19 protein-coding genes and 1 pseudogene are annotated in these 16688 nt (G+C 70.4%); 8 read left to right on the forward strand and 12 right to left on the reverse strand.

All coding sequences use genetic code 11. The features are described from left to right. Positions 1-241 precede the first annotated feature (241 nt). On the forward strand, positions 242-889 hold the full coding sequence (locus ACZ562_RS09210) for a class I SAM-dependent DNA methyltransferase (protein WP_471175488.1): 648 nt from the start codon (positions 242-244) through the stop codon (positions 887-889). 51 nt (positions 890-940) lie between these two features. Here the strand turns inward: ACZ562_RS09210 and ACZ562_RS09215 are convergent. Beyond that, a pseudogene (locus ACZ562_RS09215) lies at positions 941-1159 on the reverse strand (FAD-binding protein); the annotation flags it as partial. A gap of 177 nt (positions 1160-1336) precedes the next feature. On the opposite strand from ACZ562_RS09215, the gene ACZ562_RS09220 reads away from it, so the two are divergent. Further along, positions 1337-2242 carry a LysR family transcriptional regulator gene (locus ACZ562_RS09220; protein ID WP_471175490.1) on the forward strand — a complete coding sequence of 302 codons (906 nt, stop codon included), beginning with the start codon at positions 1337-1339 and terminating at the stop codon, positions 2240-2242. On the opposite strand, the gene ACZ562_RS09225 is transcribed toward ACZ562_RS09220, so the two are convergent. Continuing rightward, positions 2169-2660: an ATP-binding protein gene (locus ACZ562_RS09225; RefSeq protein ID WP_471175492.1), complete on the reverse strand. Its 492-nt coding sequence runs from the start codon at positions 2658-2660 to the stop codon at positions 2169-2171. The genes ACZ562_RS09220 and ACZ562_RS09225 overlap by 74 nt on opposite strands. Before the next feature lie 132 nt (positions 2661-2792). Between ACZ562_RS09225 and ACZ562_RS09230 the strand changes: the two genes are divergently transcribed. Continuing rightward, positions 2793-3653: a helix-turn-helix domain-containing protein gene (locus tag ACZ562_RS09230; RefSeq protein ID WP_471175686.1), complete on the forward strand. Its 861-nt coding sequence runs from the start codon at positions 2793-2795 to the stop codon at positions 3651-3653. Further along, the gene (locus tag ACZ562_RS09235; RefSeq protein ID WP_471175494.1) at positions 3650-3844 is read left to right on the forward strand and encodes a DUF397 domain-containing protein; all 195 of its coding nucleotides are present in this window, start codon (positions 3650-3652) and stop codon (positions 3842-3844) included. Before ACZ562_RS09230 ends, ACZ562_RS09235 begins: the two co-directional genes overlap by 4 nt. A gap of 39 nt (positions 3845-3883) precedes the next feature. On the opposite strand, the gene ACZ562_RS09240 is transcribed toward ACZ562_RS09235, so the two are convergent. From ACZ562_RS09240 to ACZ562_RS09275, 8 genes are all read right to left on the reverse strand, one after another. Beyond that, positions 3884-5812 carry an AMP-dependent synthetase/ligase gene (locus ACZ562_RS09240; RefSeq protein WP_471175496.1) on the reverse strand — a complete coding sequence of 643 codons (1929 nt, stop codon included), beginning with the start codon at positions 5810-5812 and terminating at the stop codon, positions 3884-3886. Between the two features lie 382 nt (positions 5813-6194). After that, positions 6195-6857 carry a TetR/AcrR family transcriptional regulator gene (locus ACZ562_RS09245; RefSeq protein ID WP_471175498.1) on the reverse strand — a complete coding sequence of 221 codons (663 nt, stop codon included), beginning with the start codon at positions 6855-6857 and terminating at the stop codon, positions 6195-6197. Positions 6858-6907: 50 nt separating this feature from the next. Further along, complete coding sequence (locus tag ACZ562_RS09250) at positions 6908-7207, reverse strand: DUF4229 domain-containing protein (RefSeq protein WP_471175500.1); 300 nt, start codon at positions 7205-7207, stop codon at positions 6908-6910. Positions 7208-7374: 167 nt separating this feature from the next. Continuing rightward, positions 7375-7899 (reverse strand): GNAT family N-acetyltransferase, encoded by a 525-nt coding sequence (locus tag ACZ562_RS09255; protein ID WP_471175502.1) that lies wholly within the window; start codon positions 7897-7899, stop codon positions 7375-7377. 16 nt (positions 7900-7915) lie between these two features. Then, the gene (locus ACZ562_RS09260) at positions 7916-8569 is read right to left on the reverse strand and encodes a UdgX family uracil-DNA binding protein (RefSeq protein WP_471175504.1); all 654 of its coding nucleotides are present in this window, start codon (positions 8567-8569) and stop codon (positions 7916-7918) included. Positions 8570-8600: 31 nt separating this feature from the next. After that, the gene (gene mqnE / locus ACZ562_RS09265; protein ID WP_471175506.1) at positions 8601-9764 is read right to left on the reverse strand and encodes an aminofutalosine synthase MqnE; all 1164 of its coding nucleotides are present in this window, start codon (positions 9762-9764) and stop codon (positions 8601-8603) included. 37 nt (positions 9765-9801) lie between these two features. After that, entirely contained in the window at positions 9802-10257 is a 456-nt protein-coding gene (locus ACZ562_RS09270) for an Lrp/AsnC family transcriptional regulator (protein ID WP_471175508.1), read from the reverse strand. Between the two features lie 61 nt (positions 10258-10318). Then, positions 10319-11008, reverse strand: a complete 690-nt coding sequence (locus ACZ562_RS09275; RefSeq protein WP_471175510.1) for a UbiX family flavin prenyltransferase — start codon at positions 11006-11008, stop codon at positions 10319-10321. A 230-nt stretch (positions 11009-11238) separates the two neighbouring features. On the opposite strand from ACZ562_RS09275, the gene ACZ562_RS09280 reads away from it, so the two are divergent. Continuing rightward, positions 11239-11784 carry a rhomboid family intramembrane serine protease gene (locus tag ACZ562_RS09280; RefSeq protein ID WP_471175688.1) on the forward strand — a complete coding sequence of 182 codons (546 nt, stop codon included), beginning with the start codon at positions 11239-11241 and terminating at the stop codon, positions 11782-11784. Here ACZ562_RS09280 and mqnP read toward each other — a convergent pair. Further along, positions 11774-12676, reverse strand: a complete 903-nt coding sequence (gene mqnP, locus ACZ562_RS09285; RefSeq protein ID WP_471175512.1) for a menaquinone biosynthesis prenyltransferase MqnP — start codon at positions 12674-12676, stop codon at positions 11774-11776. The genes ACZ562_RS09280 and mqnP overlap by 11 nt on opposite strands. After that, entirely contained in the window at positions 12673-14124 is a 1452-nt protein-coding gene (locus tag ACZ562_RS09290; RefSeq protein WP_471175514.1) for a menaquinone biosynthesis decarboxylase, read from the reverse strand. The genes mqnP and ACZ562_RS09290 overlap by 4 nt, the downstream gene beginning before the upstream one ends. A gap of 89 nt (positions 14125-14213) precedes the next feature. Here ACZ562_RS09290 and ACZ562_RS09295 point away from each other — a divergent pair, with 89 nt between their 5' ends. The 3 genes from ACZ562_RS09295 (at position 14214) to ACZ562_RS09305 (ending at position 16631) form a co-directional block, all read left to right on the forward strand. Further along, complete coding sequence (locus ACZ562_RS09295) at positions 14214-14618, forward strand: PLD nuclease N-terminal domain-containing protein (RefSeq protein WP_471175516.1); 405 nt, start codon at positions 14214-14216, stop codon at positions 14616-14618. 596 nt (positions 14619-15214) lie between these two features. Then, a complete protein-coding gene (locus tag ACZ562_RS09300; protein ID WP_471175518.1) occupies positions 15215-15673 on the forward strand; it encodes a nucleoside deaminase in 459 nt (152 codons plus the stop codon). Then, positions 15666-16631, forward strand: a complete 966-nt coding sequence (locus ACZ562_RS09305; protein ID WP_471175520.1) for an isopenicillin N synthase family dioxygenase — start codon at positions 15666-15668, stop codon at positions 16629-16631. Before ACZ562_RS09300 ends, ACZ562_RS09305 begins: the two co-directional genes overlap by 8 nt. Positions 16632-16688: the final 57 nt, after the last annotated feature.

Consider the following 16688-nt stretch of genomic DNA (forward strand, 5'->3'; position numbering starts at 1 on the left):
CTGGCACGCCCGACAGTCAGTACCGGGCTGAACGGCGAGGCAAGCCCAACAGACAGCCTGGCACGCCCGACAGTCAGTACCGGGCTGAACGGCGAGGCAAGCCCGACTGCCAGTACCGGATCAAACAGCCTGGCACCCGACAGCCAGCACCGGGCCAAACGGCGTGGCAAGCCCGACTGCCCGTGCTGGGTGGAGTGGCTCAGACGCTCGGCTGTCAGTGGCGGCCGCTAAGGTCCCGACCATGACCGACCCCGACTTCGTGACCAGTACCCGTACCTTCTACGACACCGTCGCCGAGGACTACGCCGACCAGTTCCGCGACGGGCTCGCCGCCCAGCCGCTGGACCGGGCGATACTCGCCGGGTACGCGGAACTCGTCGGGCAGGGCGGGAGCGTGGCCGATCTGGGCTGCGGCCCCGGGCGGGTCACGGGACACCTCGCCGGGCTCGGGCTGTCCGTGTTCGGGGTCGATCTGTCGGAGTCCATGCTGGCGATCGCCCGGCGGGAGAACCCGGGGCTGCGGTTCGAGCGGGGCTCGATGCTGGAGCTGGACCTGCCCGACGGGGGGCTCGCGGGGGTCGTCTCCTACTACTCGTCCATCCACACCCCTGGGGACCGACTGCCCGCCCTCTTCGGCGAGTTCCACCGGGTCCTGGCGCCGGGCGGCCATCTGCTCGTCGCTTTCCAGGCCGGCGACGAGCACCGGCACCACGACTCACCCTGGGGGCACCCGGTGTCGCTCACCTTCCGCCGCAGGCGGCCGGAGCGGATCGCCGGGCTGTTGGAGGGTGCGGGGTTCGCGCTCGTCTCTCGGACGGTACGCGAACCGGACGCCGCGGAGTCGTCGCAGCAGGCCTTCCTGATCGCGCGCAAGCGGGTCGCCGTCTAGTGCCGCCTCAGCCAAGGTTCGCCCCGTCGCGCAAACCTTGGTGACGCGGCACTAGAGCACCCCCGCGATGTCCCGGGCCGCGATGTACCCGAACGTCATCGCCGGACCGATCGTCGAACCCGCGCCCGCGTAACTGTGGCCCATCACGGCCCCGCTGGCCTTCCCGGAGGCGTACAGGCCCGGGATCGCCGAGCCGTCCGCCCGCAGCACCCGCGCTCTGGCGTCGGTGTTCAGGCCGCCCTTGGTGCCGAGGTCGCCGGGGACGACGGAGTTGGCCGGAGTGGTGGGTCGGCACCCGCTCCTCCCCCACCCCCGTCCCGGGTCCGGATCCCGGGCGGAGGGCGGAGCGGGTTGCCGCCCGGGCCCTGCGGAAAATCGTCGTGGATACGACAGAGGCCAGTCAATCCTTGGGTTTTGTCGCGAAACCCAAGTGTTAGCTTGGGTGTTGTGACTCTCGACGATCTGCGCGTGTTCGTGGCCGTGTGCCGGGCCGAAAGCCTCAGCGCGGTGGCGCGCGATCTGGGCTGTACGCAGTCGGCGGTGAGCCAGCACGTGAAGCGGCTGGAGCGGGAGACGGGGGTCGCGCTGCTGGAGCGGCAGCCGCGCGGAGTCCTGCCGACCCAGGCAGGGCGGGTACTGGAAGCGGCGGCCGCCGAGGGAATCTCCGGCCTCGACCTGGCGATACGCCGGCTGCGCGCCTTGGTCGACGGCGAGAGCGGCTTCGTGCGCGTGGCCACCGGGGCGACGACCGTACGGCACTTCATGTCGGACGCGGTCGTCGCCTACCGCCGGCGCCACCCCAAGGTCAACCTGGAGTTCCGGACCGTGAGTTCGGGCCGCGGGAGCTTCGACGCCCTCGCCGACGGCACGCTCGACCTCGCCTGGATCACACTCGGCCCGCCGGTGCGGGGAATCGAGCAGCGGGCGGTGGTGGAACTGCCGTGGGTCCTGGCGGTACGGCCCGACGACCCGCTCGGCGACCGCCCATACGTCGATGTCGGCGACCTGCACGACATACGGCTGATCCGCCTCCCCCCGAACTCCGCCTCCGCCGCCCATCTCGACGCGACCTGCGCCGAGTCGGGCATACGTTTCGCGTACGACACGAGCGTCGCCGACTGGGATACGGCACTGCTGCTGGCGGAGCTGGGGGTGGGGCGGGCGGTCGTCCCCGTACTGCCGGGCCTGACCCTCCCGGGTGACGGCAACCTCCGCCTGGTACCCGTACCCGCCCTGCGCCCCCTGCCCGTCGGCTGGGCGGTCCGCCGCTGGGACGCTCTCAGTCCACCGGCCCAGGCGTTCGCGGAGACGGTCGTCGCCATGCGAAGGCACGGCACGACTCCGGCTCCTTGAGGAAGAGTTCGGCCCAGACCGTCTTGCCGACCTCCCGCTCGGAGACACCCCAGGTGAGAGCGAGCAGCGATACGAGGAGCAGGCCGCGACCGGCCTCGCCGTCCTCCGCCGTGACGAAGCGGAGCCGGCGGTCGCCCCGGGCGTCGCTCACCTCGATACGCAGGGCGGCCTCGGGGAAGAGCAGGAGGCGCAGCTCGAAGTCGCGTCCGGGGACGCGGCCGTGAGTGACGGCATTGGCGGCCAGTTCGGCCACCACCTGCTGTGCGGTGCGGTTCGCGTCGCTGTCGTACGGGTGCCCCCACGCGGCGAGCTGCTGCGCGGTGAGGTACCGGGCCAGCCGTGCGCCGCGCGGGGTGGAGCTGAGACGCTGGGCCAGCTCGGCGGCAGGGGTCTCGCGGGTGGAGATTTCGGCGTTCACATCACCGAGCGTGGCCGGTTGTATCTACGCTGACCAGGGGCGACCTGGCGACGCTGGGTAGCTGTACGGCTGCGTCGGGTGCGGCGTACGGGTCGTCGGCCGTGACCACGAGGACGTGAGGCGGTGGCGTACATGACGACGGACGAGCGGAGGCCGGAGACACCGGCGGAGTCCGAGGGGACGACGGGGCTGTTCACCGCGCTGGGCAAGATACTGAAGCTGCTGCGGGAACGGAAAGGACTGACGCAGCGGGAGTTCGGGGAGCTGGTCGGATACGGGCCCGACGCGATCTCGGCCATGGAGCGGGGGGTACGGGTTCCCCGGCCGGAGTTGCTGGAGAAGGCGGACGGGTTGCTGGACGCCGGGGGCTTGTTGGCGGCAGCGGTCCCCGAGGTGCGGGAGGCGATGTCGAGGGTTCGGACGCGGCATCCGGACTGGTATCGGAGCTACGCGGCGTTGGAGGCGGAGGCAGTTGAGCTGCACTTCTACGCCAACCAGGGTGTGCCGGGGCTGTTGCAGACCGAGGACTACGCACGGGCGGTGTTCTCTCGCCGGCGGCCGCTGCTCGACGAGGAGACCATCGACAGGCGCGTGACGGACCGGCTGGCGCGTCAGCAGGTTTTCGACAGGTGGCCCGCCCCGTTGTGCAGCTACGTGCTGGAAGAAGTGCTGCTGGACCGGCCGATCGGCGGTCAGGCCGTGCGCGCAGGGCAGTTGAGGCGGTTGCTGCGTATCGGCAGTATGCGGAACGTGGAGATCCAGGTGATGCCGACGTGCATCGAGGACCACCCGAACATGGGTGGCGCGTTCAATCTGCTCACACCGCAGAAGCACCCGCAGGTGGCGTACACGGAGGTGCAGGGGTATCCGCGTCTGATCACCGACCTCCTGGAGGTCCGGAAGATCGCGGACCGCTATGGCATCATGCGGGCGATGGCCCTCCCGCCCACGGAAACCCGGGCCCTGATCGAGAAGAAGCTGGGGGAGCTGTGAACAGCCAGGAACTCAACTGGTTCAAGTCCAGCTACAGCGACGGCGAAGGCGGCGAATGTCTGGAGGTCGCCGCCTTCCCCGACATCATCCACATCCGCGACTCCAAGAACCCCGACACTCTCCAGGTGACCGTCACTCCCGCTGCCTGGTCCGCTTTCCTGGACGGCCAGTCCACCCCGCACGTCCAGTAGCCCCAGCCGTCCGTTCACGGGTGCCGTGGCCGCACGGGTTCACCGCTCGTACAGCCCTTCCACCTCCGTCGCGAAGTCCCGCAGGATGGCCTCCCGCCGCAGCTTCATCGACGGCGTCAGATGGCCCGCCTCCTCGGTGAAGTCGACGGGCAGGACCGCGAACCGGCGGATCGACTCCGGCCGGGAGACCAGTTGGTTGGCCTCGTCCACGGCTCGCTGCACGATGCTCAGCAACTCCTCGTCGTTGAGCAGGAGTTCTGCCGGCACCGGATGCTTGCCGTTCATCCGGCGCCAGTGGTTGATGCCGCCGGGGTCGAGGGTGATGAGGGCGGAGACGTAGGGGCGGTTGTCGCCCAGGACGATGCACTGGGAGACGAGGGGGTGGGAGCGGAGCCAGTTCTCCAGGGGAGCCGGGGCAACGCTCTTGCCGCCCGCCGTGATCAGCAGCTCCTTCTTGCGGCCGGTGATCGTCAGGTATCCCTCGTCGTCCAGGCTGCCGAGGTCCCCCGTGGCGAGCCAGCCGTCGGGCGCGGCCGGGATCACTCCGCCCGCCGCCGGGTCCCAGTAGCCGCGCAGCACCTGGTCGCCGCTGAGCAGGATCTCGCCGTCCGCCGCTATACGGACCCTGGTGCCGGGCAGCGGCCAACCCACCGTGCCCAGGCGGGGTTTGAGCGGAGGCGTCACCGTCGCCGCACCGGTCGTCTCGGTCAGGCCGTAGCCCTCGTAGATCTCGATGCCCGCGCCGGCGTAGAAGGCGGCGAGGCGGCGGCCCAGGGGTGAGCCGCCGCAGATCGCGTGCCGGACGCGGCCGCCCATCGCGTTGCGGATACGGCGGTAGACGAGGGGGTCGTAGAACGTGCGGGCCGTTCGCAGGGCCCGGGAAGGCCCGCTCCCCGCGCCCGTCTGCCTGGCCTCCACCGCCTCCCCGTAGCGGATCGCCACGGACGTCGCGCGGTCGAAGGACGACGCCCGGCCGCCCGCCTCCGCCTTGGCGCGCGCGGTGTTGAAGACCTTCTCCAAAACGTACGGGATGGCCAGCAGACATGTGGGCCGGAAGCCCGCCAGTGCGGGGAGGAGGTCCTCGGCCTTCAGGCTCGGCGCGTGAGCGAACCGTACGCGGGCGCGGACGCAGGCGATGGCGACCATGCGGCCGAACACGTGCGACATGGGGAGGAAGAGGAGGACGGAGACCTCGTGCGCCGACTTCGCCTTGAAGATCGGGTAGAGGAGCTCGATCGCGTTGTCGACCTCGGCGAAGAAGTTCCCGTGCGTGAGCACACAGCCCTTGGGGCGGCCCGTGGTGCCCGAGGTGTAGATGAGGGTGGCGAGGGTGTCGGGGCCCGACATGCCGCGTCGTACGGCGACTTCCTGGTCCTGCACGGACTCGCCGAGCTCCGCCAGCCGGTCCAGGTGGCCCTTCTCCATGACCCACATGTGCCGCAGGTCGGGGAGGCGGTCGAGCTCCGGGCCGAGGGCCGCGGCCTGTCCGGTGGTCTCCGTCGCCAGGGCCACCGCTCCGGAGTCCTGGAGGATCCAGCGGACCTGGTGCACGGAGGAGGTCGGGTAGACGGGGACCGTCACCAGGCCGGCGGCCCAGGCGGCGAAGTCCAGCAGCGTCCATTCGTACGTCGTGCGCGCCATGACGGCGATGCGGTCGCCCGGCATGAGGCCTTCGGCGATGAGTCCCTTGGCGAGCGCGTGTACCTGGCCGGCGAACTGGGTGGCCGTCACGTCCGCCCATTGCCCTTCTCGCGCCTTGCGGCTGAGGACCGCGGCGTCCGGTGCCGCGCTCGCGTTGTCGAAGGGCAGGTCCGCGAGTGAGCCGTGCTTGACCGGCGGCGCGAACGGCGGCACGTACGCCTCCCGGACGGCCCCGTCCAGGCGCCGGGTCTCCGGCTCCACGAGGACGGGACCAGGAGCGTCGTCGAAGGCGGCCGAGGCGGCGAAGGAGGGAAGCGGAGTGGACACGGGCGGCTCCTGAGGCGTGCAGCGACGAACTGCTCTGCTGCAAGACGTACGTACCTCGCATACCGAGGCGTTCACCGTGGACCCCGAAGAAGAGGGGCTACCGCCGGTTAAGCAGGGGATGGTACGGGCCTGGCGTGTGGGGCGTGTGCGGGTTCCGGGATGGTCCGGAGCCAGGGCTGTGCAGCCTCGGGGGTGCTCGCGGGGGAGCCGGGGCCCACCCTGTTACCCCCGGTGACATTACTCCGGAGTCAGTACTTTTCACCGCTGGGAGTTGGACGAGGCCGACCGCCGTCCGGGCTTCACCGGCACCGCGCCCGGCCGCTTCCCCGCGGGACCGGGGCGCGCGTGGTCACGGAAGCCGGCTCACCGCGTGAGAGATGGACTACCCGCTCACCTCATGGGCCGTGTCCGGCGCGGACCACGGGTTTCCCTCCATCAGGTTCCCCAGGCCCGCCCACGCGAAGTTCATCGATGTCGCCGCAGCCTGGCGGGCCGTGACACCCGGGGTCGCGTTGGCCCACGCGGCGAGTGATTCCGCGGCGCCGACCAGGGCCTCGGCGAGGCCGGCCACCTCGCGCTCGGGCAGGTCGGGATTCCGGTGTGCCTCCCGGGCGGCGACGGCGATCAGCCTGGTCACGAACGCGACGATCTCCTCGCGCATCGCGGTGACCTCGGCGGCGAACGGCTCGCCGTGCGTACGGGCCTGGAGGTGCAGGATCGACCAGCCGTCCGGGTTCTGCGCGGTGTGCGTGAAGAACGCCCGCAGCCCTTCCCAGAGTTGGCGGTCGGCGGGCAGCTCGGAGCGGACACCCGCGCGGACGGCCTCGACGAGGGTCAGGGCCTCGCGGCGGATGCAGGCGGTGAAGAGGTCTTCCTTCGAGTTCAGGTACAGGTACACCAACGGCTTGGACACGCCCGCGAGTTCGGCGATCTCGTCCATCGAGGCGGCCATGTACCCGCGCTGCCCGAAGGTCCGCACGGCGGCATCCAGCATCTGCTGCTCACGGACCGCGCGCGGCATCCGTTTGGTCTTCACGGCACCCATGGGCGGAAGCCTAGTTGGCTACGGCGGCAGAGGGTCTTAAAAAGGCCACGTCAGGAGGTCTGGCCCTGGACCGGGCCCGGGTCGTCGGCGCCGTCCTCCTGGCTGCGGTTCGCGTCCAGACCGGCCTTGACGCGGTCCACCTTCTGCACGATCTTCGCGGAGGCCCGGTCCCGCTCCTTGCGCAGCACCACGAAGCTGATCGGGGCGGAGATCACCAGCGCGAGCAGGATGATCCACATGCCGTTGGAGTCGCCGAGGCCGCGCGGGACGACACCGGAGTAGACGAGGCCCCAGACGACCACGAGGCAGCCCGCGAAGATCCCGAGGCGCATCAGCGTGTAGCGGAGCATGTCAATCCACTCTTCCGTGTCGAACGGTCCCGACGCCCCAAAGGGGCACCGTCCAGTGAAACACGTCAGCGGCCGGATCTTGCAGGGGGGTGCGGGCACTTCCCTGCACTCCCGTCATTACCGGCATACCGGCATTACCGGCCCTCCCGGCCCGATACTCCCGGCACTCACCGCAAGGGGAGCAGCATGAACACGTCGTCCCGGTCGTCGCCCGGCCCGACCCGGATCGCACCGGGCACCCGGCCGACCTCCTTGTAGCCGCACGAGCCGTAGAACCGCTCCAGCCCCAGCCCGCCCCGGCAGGTGAGCCGTATCGCGTCGATGCCGTCGAAGGTGCGGGCGGCGTCCGAGGCGGCCGCCAGCAGGTCCCGGCCGTATCCCCTGCCCTGGTGCCGCGGATGGACCATCACCGTGTACAGCCACACCCAGTGCGTCATCAGCCGGTGCGTGTTGAAGCCGAAGAACGCGGTCGCGGCCACCCGGCCACGCCTGTCGTGACCGGTGAGGAGCCGCATGCGGCCCTCCGCCATCGCCACGAGGTGCTGCACCAGCTCCGGCCGTATCGCCTCCCGCGTCACCGGCGGCACAAAACCGACCGCACCGCCGGCGTTGGTGACGTCGGCCCACAGGTCGAGGACGCCGTCGCGGAGGTCGGGAGTGACAGCGGGGTCGAGGGCGAACGTAAGGGACACCAGTGCATTGTATCTATTACGACAACGCCCGCGCCGCAACCTTCAGGTCCGAGACCAGCCCCAGGTACGCCCCTTCCTGGTCCTCCGCCCGCAGCACCGAGGAGGGATGCACGGTCGCCACGACCCGCTCCGGGCGCCCGTGGATCTCCCGCTCCAGCACCGCCCCGCGCTCCTGTGTGACCCGGAACGACGACCCGAGCAGTGCCTTGCCCGCGGTGGCCCCGAGCACCACGATCAGCTCCGGTTCGACGAGGGCCAGCTCGGCCGCGAGCCACGGCCCGCACGCGCTCATCTCCCGCAGGTTGGGCGCCTTGTGGATACGGCGCTTGCGGGGCTCGGCCTGCGTGAACTTGAAGTGCTTGACGGCGTTGGTGACGTACGCCTCGCCGGGGTCGATGCCCGCCTCGGCCAGCGCCCGGTCCAGCAGCTTGCCGGCCGGTCCCACGAAGGGCCTGCCCTGCCGGTCCTCCTGGTCGCCCGGCTGCTCCCCGACGAGCATCACACGGGCGTCCTCCGCACCCTCCCCGAAGACGGTCCGCGTGGCGTCCCGGTGCAGCGGGCAGCCCCGGCACTCGGCGGCGGCGCCGCGCAGCGCGGCCAGGCCGCCGCGGGAGGGGACGAAGGGTTCCGCGGTGTACGCGTCCTCGGGGGCGGTGGTACGGGGGCTCACGCCCGACGGGTACCCCCGTGCCCCGCGGGACTCACACCCGCATCGGCTGGGGGGACTCCCGAAGTGCCCGGTCGGGGCCGTCGTACTCGCGGATGACCTCGTACCGCGTGTTGCGCTCCACCGGCCGGAAGCCCGCGTCGCGGATCAGGTCGAGCAGGTCCTCGCGGGTCAGCTTGTTCGGGGTGCCGTAGTTGTCGGCGTCGTGCGTGATCTTGTACTCGACGACCGAGCCGTCCATGTCGTCGGCGCCGTGCTGGAGGGCGAGCTGGGCGGTCTGGACGCCGTGCATGACCCAGAAGACCTTGACGTGCGGGACGTTGTCGAAGAGGAGACGGGAGACGGCGAAGGTCTTGAGGGCCTCCGCGCCGGTCGCCATCTGCGTGCGTGCCTGAAGGCGGTTGCGTACCTTGCCGTCCTTCATGTCCACGAAGTCGTGCTGGTAGCGCAGCGGGATGAAGACCTGGAAGCCGTTGGTCTCGTCCTGGAGCTCACGCAGCCGCAGTACGTGGTCGACGCGGTGGCGGGGCTCCTCGATGTGGCCGTACAGCATGGTGCACGGCGTCCTGAGCCCCTTCTCGTGCGCCAGGCGGTGGATGCGCGACCAGTCCTCCCAGTGGGTGCGGTGGTCGACGATGTGCTGCCGGACCTCCCAGTCGAAGATCTCCGCGCCGCCGCCGGTGAGCGACTCCAGGCCCGCGTCGATGAGTTCGTCGAGGATCTCGGAGGCGGTCAGCCCCGAGATGGTCTCGAAGTGGTGGATCTCGGTGGCGGTGAAGGCCTTCAGCGAGACGTCCGGCAGGGCGGCCTTCAGCTCGCGCAGCGAACGCGGGTAGTAGCGCCACGGGAGGTTCGGGTGCAGCCCGTTGACGATGTGCAGTTCGGTGAGGTTCTCGCTCTCCATCGCCTTGGCGAGCTTGACCGCCTCCTCGATGCGCATCGTGTACGCGTCCTTCTCGCCCGGCTTGCGCTGGAAGGAGCAGTAGGCGCAGGACGCGGTGCACACGTTCGTCATGTTGAGGTGACGGTTGACGTTGAAGTGCACGACGTCGCCGTTCTTGCGCGTCCGCACCTCGTGCGCGAGGCCGCCGAGCCAGGCCAGGTCGTCCGACTCGTACAGCGCGATGCCGTCCTCGCGGGTCAGCCGCTCACCAGCCCCGACCTTCTCCTCCAGTTCGCGCTTGAGCCCGACGTCCATGCCCACACCTTTCTCCGACGACTTCCCCACCGTACGTCTACGCCTCTTCGGGAAGCTCCCCGACCCGGTTCTCCCACTTGGTGGACAGCACGATCGTGGTACGCGTCCGGGACACCCCCTTGGTACCGCTGAGCCGCCGGATGATCTTCTCCAGCCCGTCCACGTCCGCCGCCCGCACCTTGAGCATGTACGAGTCGTCGCCGGCGATGAACCAGCAGTCCTCGATCTCGGTGAGGTCCTTCAGCCGGCGGGCCACGTCCTCGTGGTCGACGGCGTCGGAGAGCGAGATGCCGATCAGGGCCGTGACGCCGAGGCCCAGGGAGGCGGCGTCGACGGTGGCGCGGTAGCCGGTGATGACACCGGCCGCCTCCAGCCGGTTGATGCGGTCGGTGACGCTGGGTCCCGACAGGCCGACGAGGCGCCCCAGCTCCGCGTACGAGGCCCGGCCGTTCTCTCTCAGGGCCTGGATGAGCTGCCTGTCCACCGCGTCCATGCGATCGAAGCCTTCCACTGAAGAGGTCTGAAGAGTTCCGGAGGTTGGTGTTGCGTGATGCTCACTCGGAGCGCTCGGAGCGGGTGCCGCCCAGTTCGCCCGCCCAGCGGCGGTACAGCCGGTGCTCGACGCCCGCGGCGTCGAGGACCCGTCCGGCGACGAAGTCCACGAGGTCCTGGATGTGCGTCGCCCCCGCGTAGAAGCCGGGCGAGGCCGGTACGACGCTCGCGCCCGCGTCGTCGAGAGTGACCAGGTGCCGCAGCGTCTGCCCGTTCAGCGGGGTCTCCCTGACGGCCACGACGAGCCTGCGCCGCTCCTTGAGGGTGACGCTCGCGGCCCGCTGCAGCAGGTCCTTCGACAGCCCCAGTGCGACTCCGGCGACACAGGCCGTCGACGCCGGCACGATCAGCATCCCTTTCGAGGGGTACGACCCCGAGGACGGTCCCGCAGCCAGGTCCCCGGCACCCCAGTGCCGTACGCCGGTGAGGTCGACGTCGAAGCCGCCGGGCTTGCCGTCGGCCCCCCTGGACAGCCATTCCCACAGGTCGTCCTGCCAGTGCGCGTCCCGGAAGGAGATGCCGGTCTCGTCGAGGAGGGTGAGCCGGGAGGCCCGGGACACCACGAGGTCGACGCTCTCACCGGCGTCCAGGAGCGCACGCAGCACGGCGGCCGCGTATGGGGTGCCGGACGCTCCGGACACCCCTACGATCCAAGGCGTACGGGGCGCCTCTCCTGGCTTGACTGGGTTCACGACACCGAGCCTATCCGGCGCGACGGGATGGGACCGGGCCAAGGGGGCCGCGAGCGGGCCGAGGGGGCAGGGAACGGCCCGACGGGGGCCGGGAACGGTGGCCGACGCGGGCCGGGAACCGGCCGGGGGTGCCCTGCGTTCCCCGGAGGGGACGAGTGAGTGGGGTTGCCGTGTCAGGTGCACAGTTGGAGTGGTCGAGGAGCCACCGGGCGAAGGCCGCGGCCAAGCTCATGCTGGGCTGGGTGGCGCTGCTGTGGCTCCTGGAAGCGGTCGACGTGGTGACCGGCCACGCCCTGGACGGCTTCGGCATCATCCCGCGAACCCCTTCCGAGCTGGTGGACGTCGTCCCGGCCGCGTTCATCCACTTCGGCTTCGCCCATGTCGCCGCCAACACGCTGCCGCTACTGGTCCTCGGCTTCCTCGCGGCCCTCGGCGGCATACGCCGCTTCGCCGCGGTCTGCGCCCTGATCGTCGTCGCCGACGGCCTGGGCGTCTGGCTGATCTCCCCTCCCGGCACCAACACGGCCGGCGCCTCCGGCCTGATCTTCGGCCTCTTCGGCTACTTGCTGGTCGGCGGCTTCGTGGAACGCCGCCCACTCGGTGTCCTGGTCGGCCTCCTGATCGGCGCGGTATGGGGCGGCTCGATACTCGCGGGCATCGCCCCGACCCAGACCGGCGTCAGCTGGCAAGGGCATCTGGTCGGACTGGTGGCAGGCGTGGCGGCGGCGTTCGTGTTCCGCCGCCGGCCAGCCCCGGCAGCGGCGCTCACACGGTGAGCCCGCGGACCAGCAGATCCAGCAGCGCGCACGCGAACAGGGCGATCCCGATGAACCCGTTGACGCTGAAGAACGCCCTGTTGAGGCGGGACAGGTCGTGCGGGCGCACGACGTTGTGCTCGTAGACGAACGCGCCCGCGACGATCACCAGGCCGAACCAGAAGAAGGCCCCCGCACCGGTCACCTCCGCGTACCAGACGAACAGCGCCGTCGTCACGGCGTGGCAGACCCGCGCGCCCCAGATCGCCGCCGGGATGCCGAAGCGCGCCGGGACCGACATGACGCCGGTCTCGCGGTCGGTCTCGACGTCCTGGCAGGCGTAGATCAGGTCGAAGCCGCCGATCCAGATGCCGACCGCCAGACCGAGGATCACCGCGTCCCAGGACCACTCGCCGCTGATCGCCAGCCAGCCGCCGACCGGGCCCATCGCCTGGGCGAGCCCCAGGATGGCCTGCGGGAAGTTCGTGAACCGCTTGCCGTACGGGTACACCACCATCGGGATCACCGCGATGGGGGCGAGGGCGAGGCACAGCGGGTTGAGCAGGGCCGCGGCGGCGAGGAAGACCACCAGGGCGACCAGGGCGCCCGTCCAGGCGTGCCGCACCGTCATCGCGCCGGTGACCAGCTCGCGGTGCGCCGTCCGGGGGTTACGGGCGTCGATCTCGCGGTCGATGATCCGGTTGACCGCCATCGCGAAGGTACGCAGGCCCACCATGCAGACGGTGACCAGCAGCAGCCGGCCCCAGTGGATGTTCCTGTCCCACTGGAACATCGCGGTGAGCGCGGCGATGTACGCGAAGGGCAGGGCGAAGACGGAGTGCTCGATCATCACCAGGCGCAGGAACGCCCTGGTCCGTCCCGGTTGCGGGAGAGCGGCTGACGCGCTGCTCACAGGCCGTACTCCTTCCACCGGCGGTCGACCTTCGCCGCCGTCTCCGGGTCGGACAGCACCATGTCGGGCCAGCCGCCGTCCCGGGTGTAACCCTCCTCGGGCCACTTCCTCGTCGCGTCGATCCCCGCCTTGCCGCCCCAGAACTGCTGGTAGGAGGCGTGGTCGAGGTGGTCGACCGGGCCCTCCACGACCGAGAGGTCGCGGGCGTAGTCCGTGTTGCCGAGGGCCCGCCAGGCGACCTCGTGCAGATCGTGCACGTCGCAGTCGGAGTCGACGACCACGATCAGCTTGGTCAGGGACATCATGTGCGCCCCCCAGATCGCGTGCATCACCTTCTGGGCGTGCTTGGGGTACTTCTTGTCGATCGAGACGATCGCGCAGTTGTGGAAGCCGCCGGACTCCGGCAGGTGGTAGTCCACGATGTCCGGCACGATGATCTTCAGCAGAGGGAGGAAGAAACGCTCGGTCGCACGGCCCAGCGGTCCGTCCTCGGTCGGGGGCCGCCCTACGACGATCGACTGAAGCAGCGGCCGCCTGCGCATCGTCACGCAGTCGATCGTCAGGGCCGGGAAGGGCTCCTGCGGCGTGTAGAAGCCGGTGTGGTCGCCGAAGGGGCCCTCCGGGAGCATCTCGCCGGGCTCCAGCCAGCCCTCCAGGACGACCTCCGCCTGCGCAGGCACCTGCAGCGGCACGGTCTTGCAGTCGACCATCTCGATGCGCTTGCCCGCGATGAACCCGGCGAACAGGTACTCGTCGATGTCGCCGGGGAGGGGCGCGGTGGACGCGTAGGTCACGGCGGGCGGACACCCGAAGGCGATCGCGACCGGGAGGCGCTCTCCCCTTCTCGCCGCCACCTGGTAGTGGTTGCGGCTGTCCTTGTGGATCTGCCAGTGCATGCCGATGGTGCGCTTGTCGTGGCGCTGGAGGCGGTACAGCCCGAGGTTGCGGACGCCGCTCTCCGGGTCCTTGGTGTGGGTGAGCCCCAGGTTGAAGAAGGAGCCGCCGTCCTTCGGCCAGGTGAACAGCGCGGGCAGCCTGTCGAGGTCGACGTCGTCCCCCTGCAGGACGACCTCCTGCACCGGGGCGTCCTTCACCTTCTTCGGCGGGACGTGCGTCATCGCGCCGAGCTTCCCGAACGCCTCGCGCACGCCGACGAACCCGTGCGGCAGCTCCGGCCGCAGCAGTCCGCCGATCTTCTCGGAGATCTCGCCGTACGACGTGAGGCCGAGGGACTTCAGCAGCCGGCGGTCGGTCCCGAACACGTTCATCGCGAGGGGCATCGCCGAGCCCTTCACGTTCTCGAAGAGCAGCGCGGGCCCGCCGGACTTCTGGACCCGGTCGACGATCTCCCCGACCTCCAGATACGGGTCGACCTCGGCCTTGACGCGCTTGAGGTCGCCCTCGCGTTCCAGGGCCCTGAGCAGCGAGCGAAGATCGTCGTAAGCCATGCGCTCCAGTATCTGCCACCCGCTACCCTGACCCCGTCACCGGGGCCGTCCCGCGCCCCGTCGTTCTTCTCCTGGGGGAACCCGCCACCATGCTCCGGTATCTGCCCTTCCTGCTGGTCCTGGCGCTGTGGATCTACGCCTTCATCGACTGCCTGAACACCCCCGAGGAGGAGGTGCGCGGGCTGCCGAAGGTGGTGTGGGTGATCATCATCCTGCTCTTCGGCGAGGTGCTGGTCGGCCCCATCGCCTGGCTGGTCGCCGGCAAGGTGCGCCACGCCCCCGCGAGCGGCTCCACGTCTTCACCCTTCTCATCGGGTCACCGCGACCGCCGCGCCGAGTACGTCGCGCCCGACGACAACCCCGAGTTCCTCAAGTCCCTCAGGGAAGACAACGAGAAGGACGAGGCCCTCCTCAAGGACTGGGAGGCCGACCTGCGCCGCCGCGAAGAGGAGCTGCGGCGCAAGGAGAACGGCGAGGACCCGAAGGCCGGCTGAGGGAGCTGCGGCTGCTCGTCACCTTCGAGAAAGCCGCCACCGTCCTGCGCTTCACCCAGGCCGCGGCGGAGCTGAAATACGCGCAGTCCAGCGTGACCGGCCAGACCCGCGCCCTGGAGTCCTCGCGGGCACGGGGCTCTTCGACCGGCTCGGCAGCCGCATCCGTGCGACCGACGCGGGCGAGCGGCTGCTGCCGTACGCCCGGCAGATCATCGAACTGACGGAGGAGGCGCCGGCGTCGATCGTCGCCGAACGAGGAGCGGCCGGCACGCTCACGTCGGCACGGCACGCGCTCGCATCACCAGCACGCCGGGCCGGCTCAGCGGCGCGCGAGGCGTTGTCGGGCAGGGCGTCGAGTTCGGCTGCGCAGTCGGCGGCGGCGGTGTACCGGGAGTCGGCACGTCTGCACCGGCCGATACCCGGGTGCGCCGTGGGCTGCTTGCCCGAAGACGGTGCTGTGCCCGGCCCCCTCAACGGCCCGAGCCAAATGACCCTGTGCTGACCCGGATCGGCGGCCCCACGGAACGGCCGCGGCGTGCCGGGAGAGTGCCTTCTCCACGTTGCCCTCGTGTTCCGGCCACCCCAGAGTGGGAGGCATGCAGCGCATCGACCAGGCACAGGCACGCACGTGGCTCGCCACCGCCGTCGCGGAGGCCCGCACCGGGCTCGCCGAGGGCGGCATCCCCGTCGGCGCGGCCCTCTACGGATCCGACGGCACCCTCCTCGGCCGCGGCCACAACCGGCGCGTCCAGGACGACGACCCCTCCACGCACGCGGAGACGGCGGCCTTCCGGGCGGCGGGACGGCAGCGGTCGTACCGCGGGACGACCATGGTCACCACCCTTTCGCCGTGCTGGTACTGCAGCGGTCTGGTCCGCCAGTTCGGTATCTCGCGCGTGGTCGTAGGGGAGGCGGCCACCTTCCACGGCGGGCACGACTGGCTGGCGGCGCACGGAGTGGAGATCGTGCTGATCGACGATCCCGAGTGCGTCGAGATGATGCGCGACTTCATCGGGAAGAACCCGGCATTGTGGAACGAGGACATCGGTGAGTGACACCCCCATCCCCACCATCGACCTGAGGCCCTGGGTGGACGGTGACGGCCCGGCCCGCAAGGACATCGCCCGTACCGTCGACGAGGCCCTCCAGACCGCCGGGTTCCTCCTGGTCACCGGGCACGGCGTGGACCCGTCCCTCCGCGAGCGCATCCGGGAGGCCGCCCGAAGGTTCTTCACCCTCCCCGTCGGCGTCAAGCAGCCGTACGCCGCGAAGGTCGGCGGCCGCGGCTGGCTCGCCCCCGGTGCCGAGGCCAACGGGTACTCGGAAGGGACGCAGACCCCGCCGGACCTGAAGGAGTCGCTGACGTTCGCGACGCACAAGCCCTTCGAGGACCCGGTGATCAACGCGGAGTGGTACGCGCCGAACGTCTGGCCGGCGGAGGTTCCGGAACTCCAGCGGCTCTGCGAGGAGTACCTGGGGAAGATGGCCGAGCTGGAGAACCACCTCCTCGCTCTTCTCGGCGAGGCCCTGGGGCTCGAACCCGGCTTCTTCACCCGGCACATGGACCACCCGACGTTCGGCTTCAACATCAACTGGTATCCGGGCACGGACGTCATCGGCGAGCCGCAGCCGGGGCAGTTCCGGATCGGCCCGCACACCGACTTCGGGACGGTGACGATCCTCGACCGGCAGGCCGGCAAGGGCGGGTTGCAGGTCTTCACGGATGAGGGAGGGTGGGAGGACGCGCCCTACGACCCGGCGGCCTTCACCATCAACATCGGTGACCTGATGGCCCGTTGGACCGGGGACCGCTGGCGGTCGGGGCGGCACCGGGTGCTGCCGCCGCCCGCCGACGTTCCCGCCGAGGAGCTGATGTCCCTCGTCTACTTCGGCGAGTGCACTCCCGGCACGCTCGTCGAGTCCGTACCGGCGCCGGTGGGGCGGGTGACATACGAGGCGATCGACTCGCACGTGTATCTGCGGGAGATGCTGAACTCGATCACCGTGGACTGAGGCTTCGGCGCTTTCGTGGGCATTTTCGTAACCAAACGGACATCATGCAATCTAGTC

It is taken from the genome of Streptomyces sp. NPDC040410 (assembly GCF_055595715.1).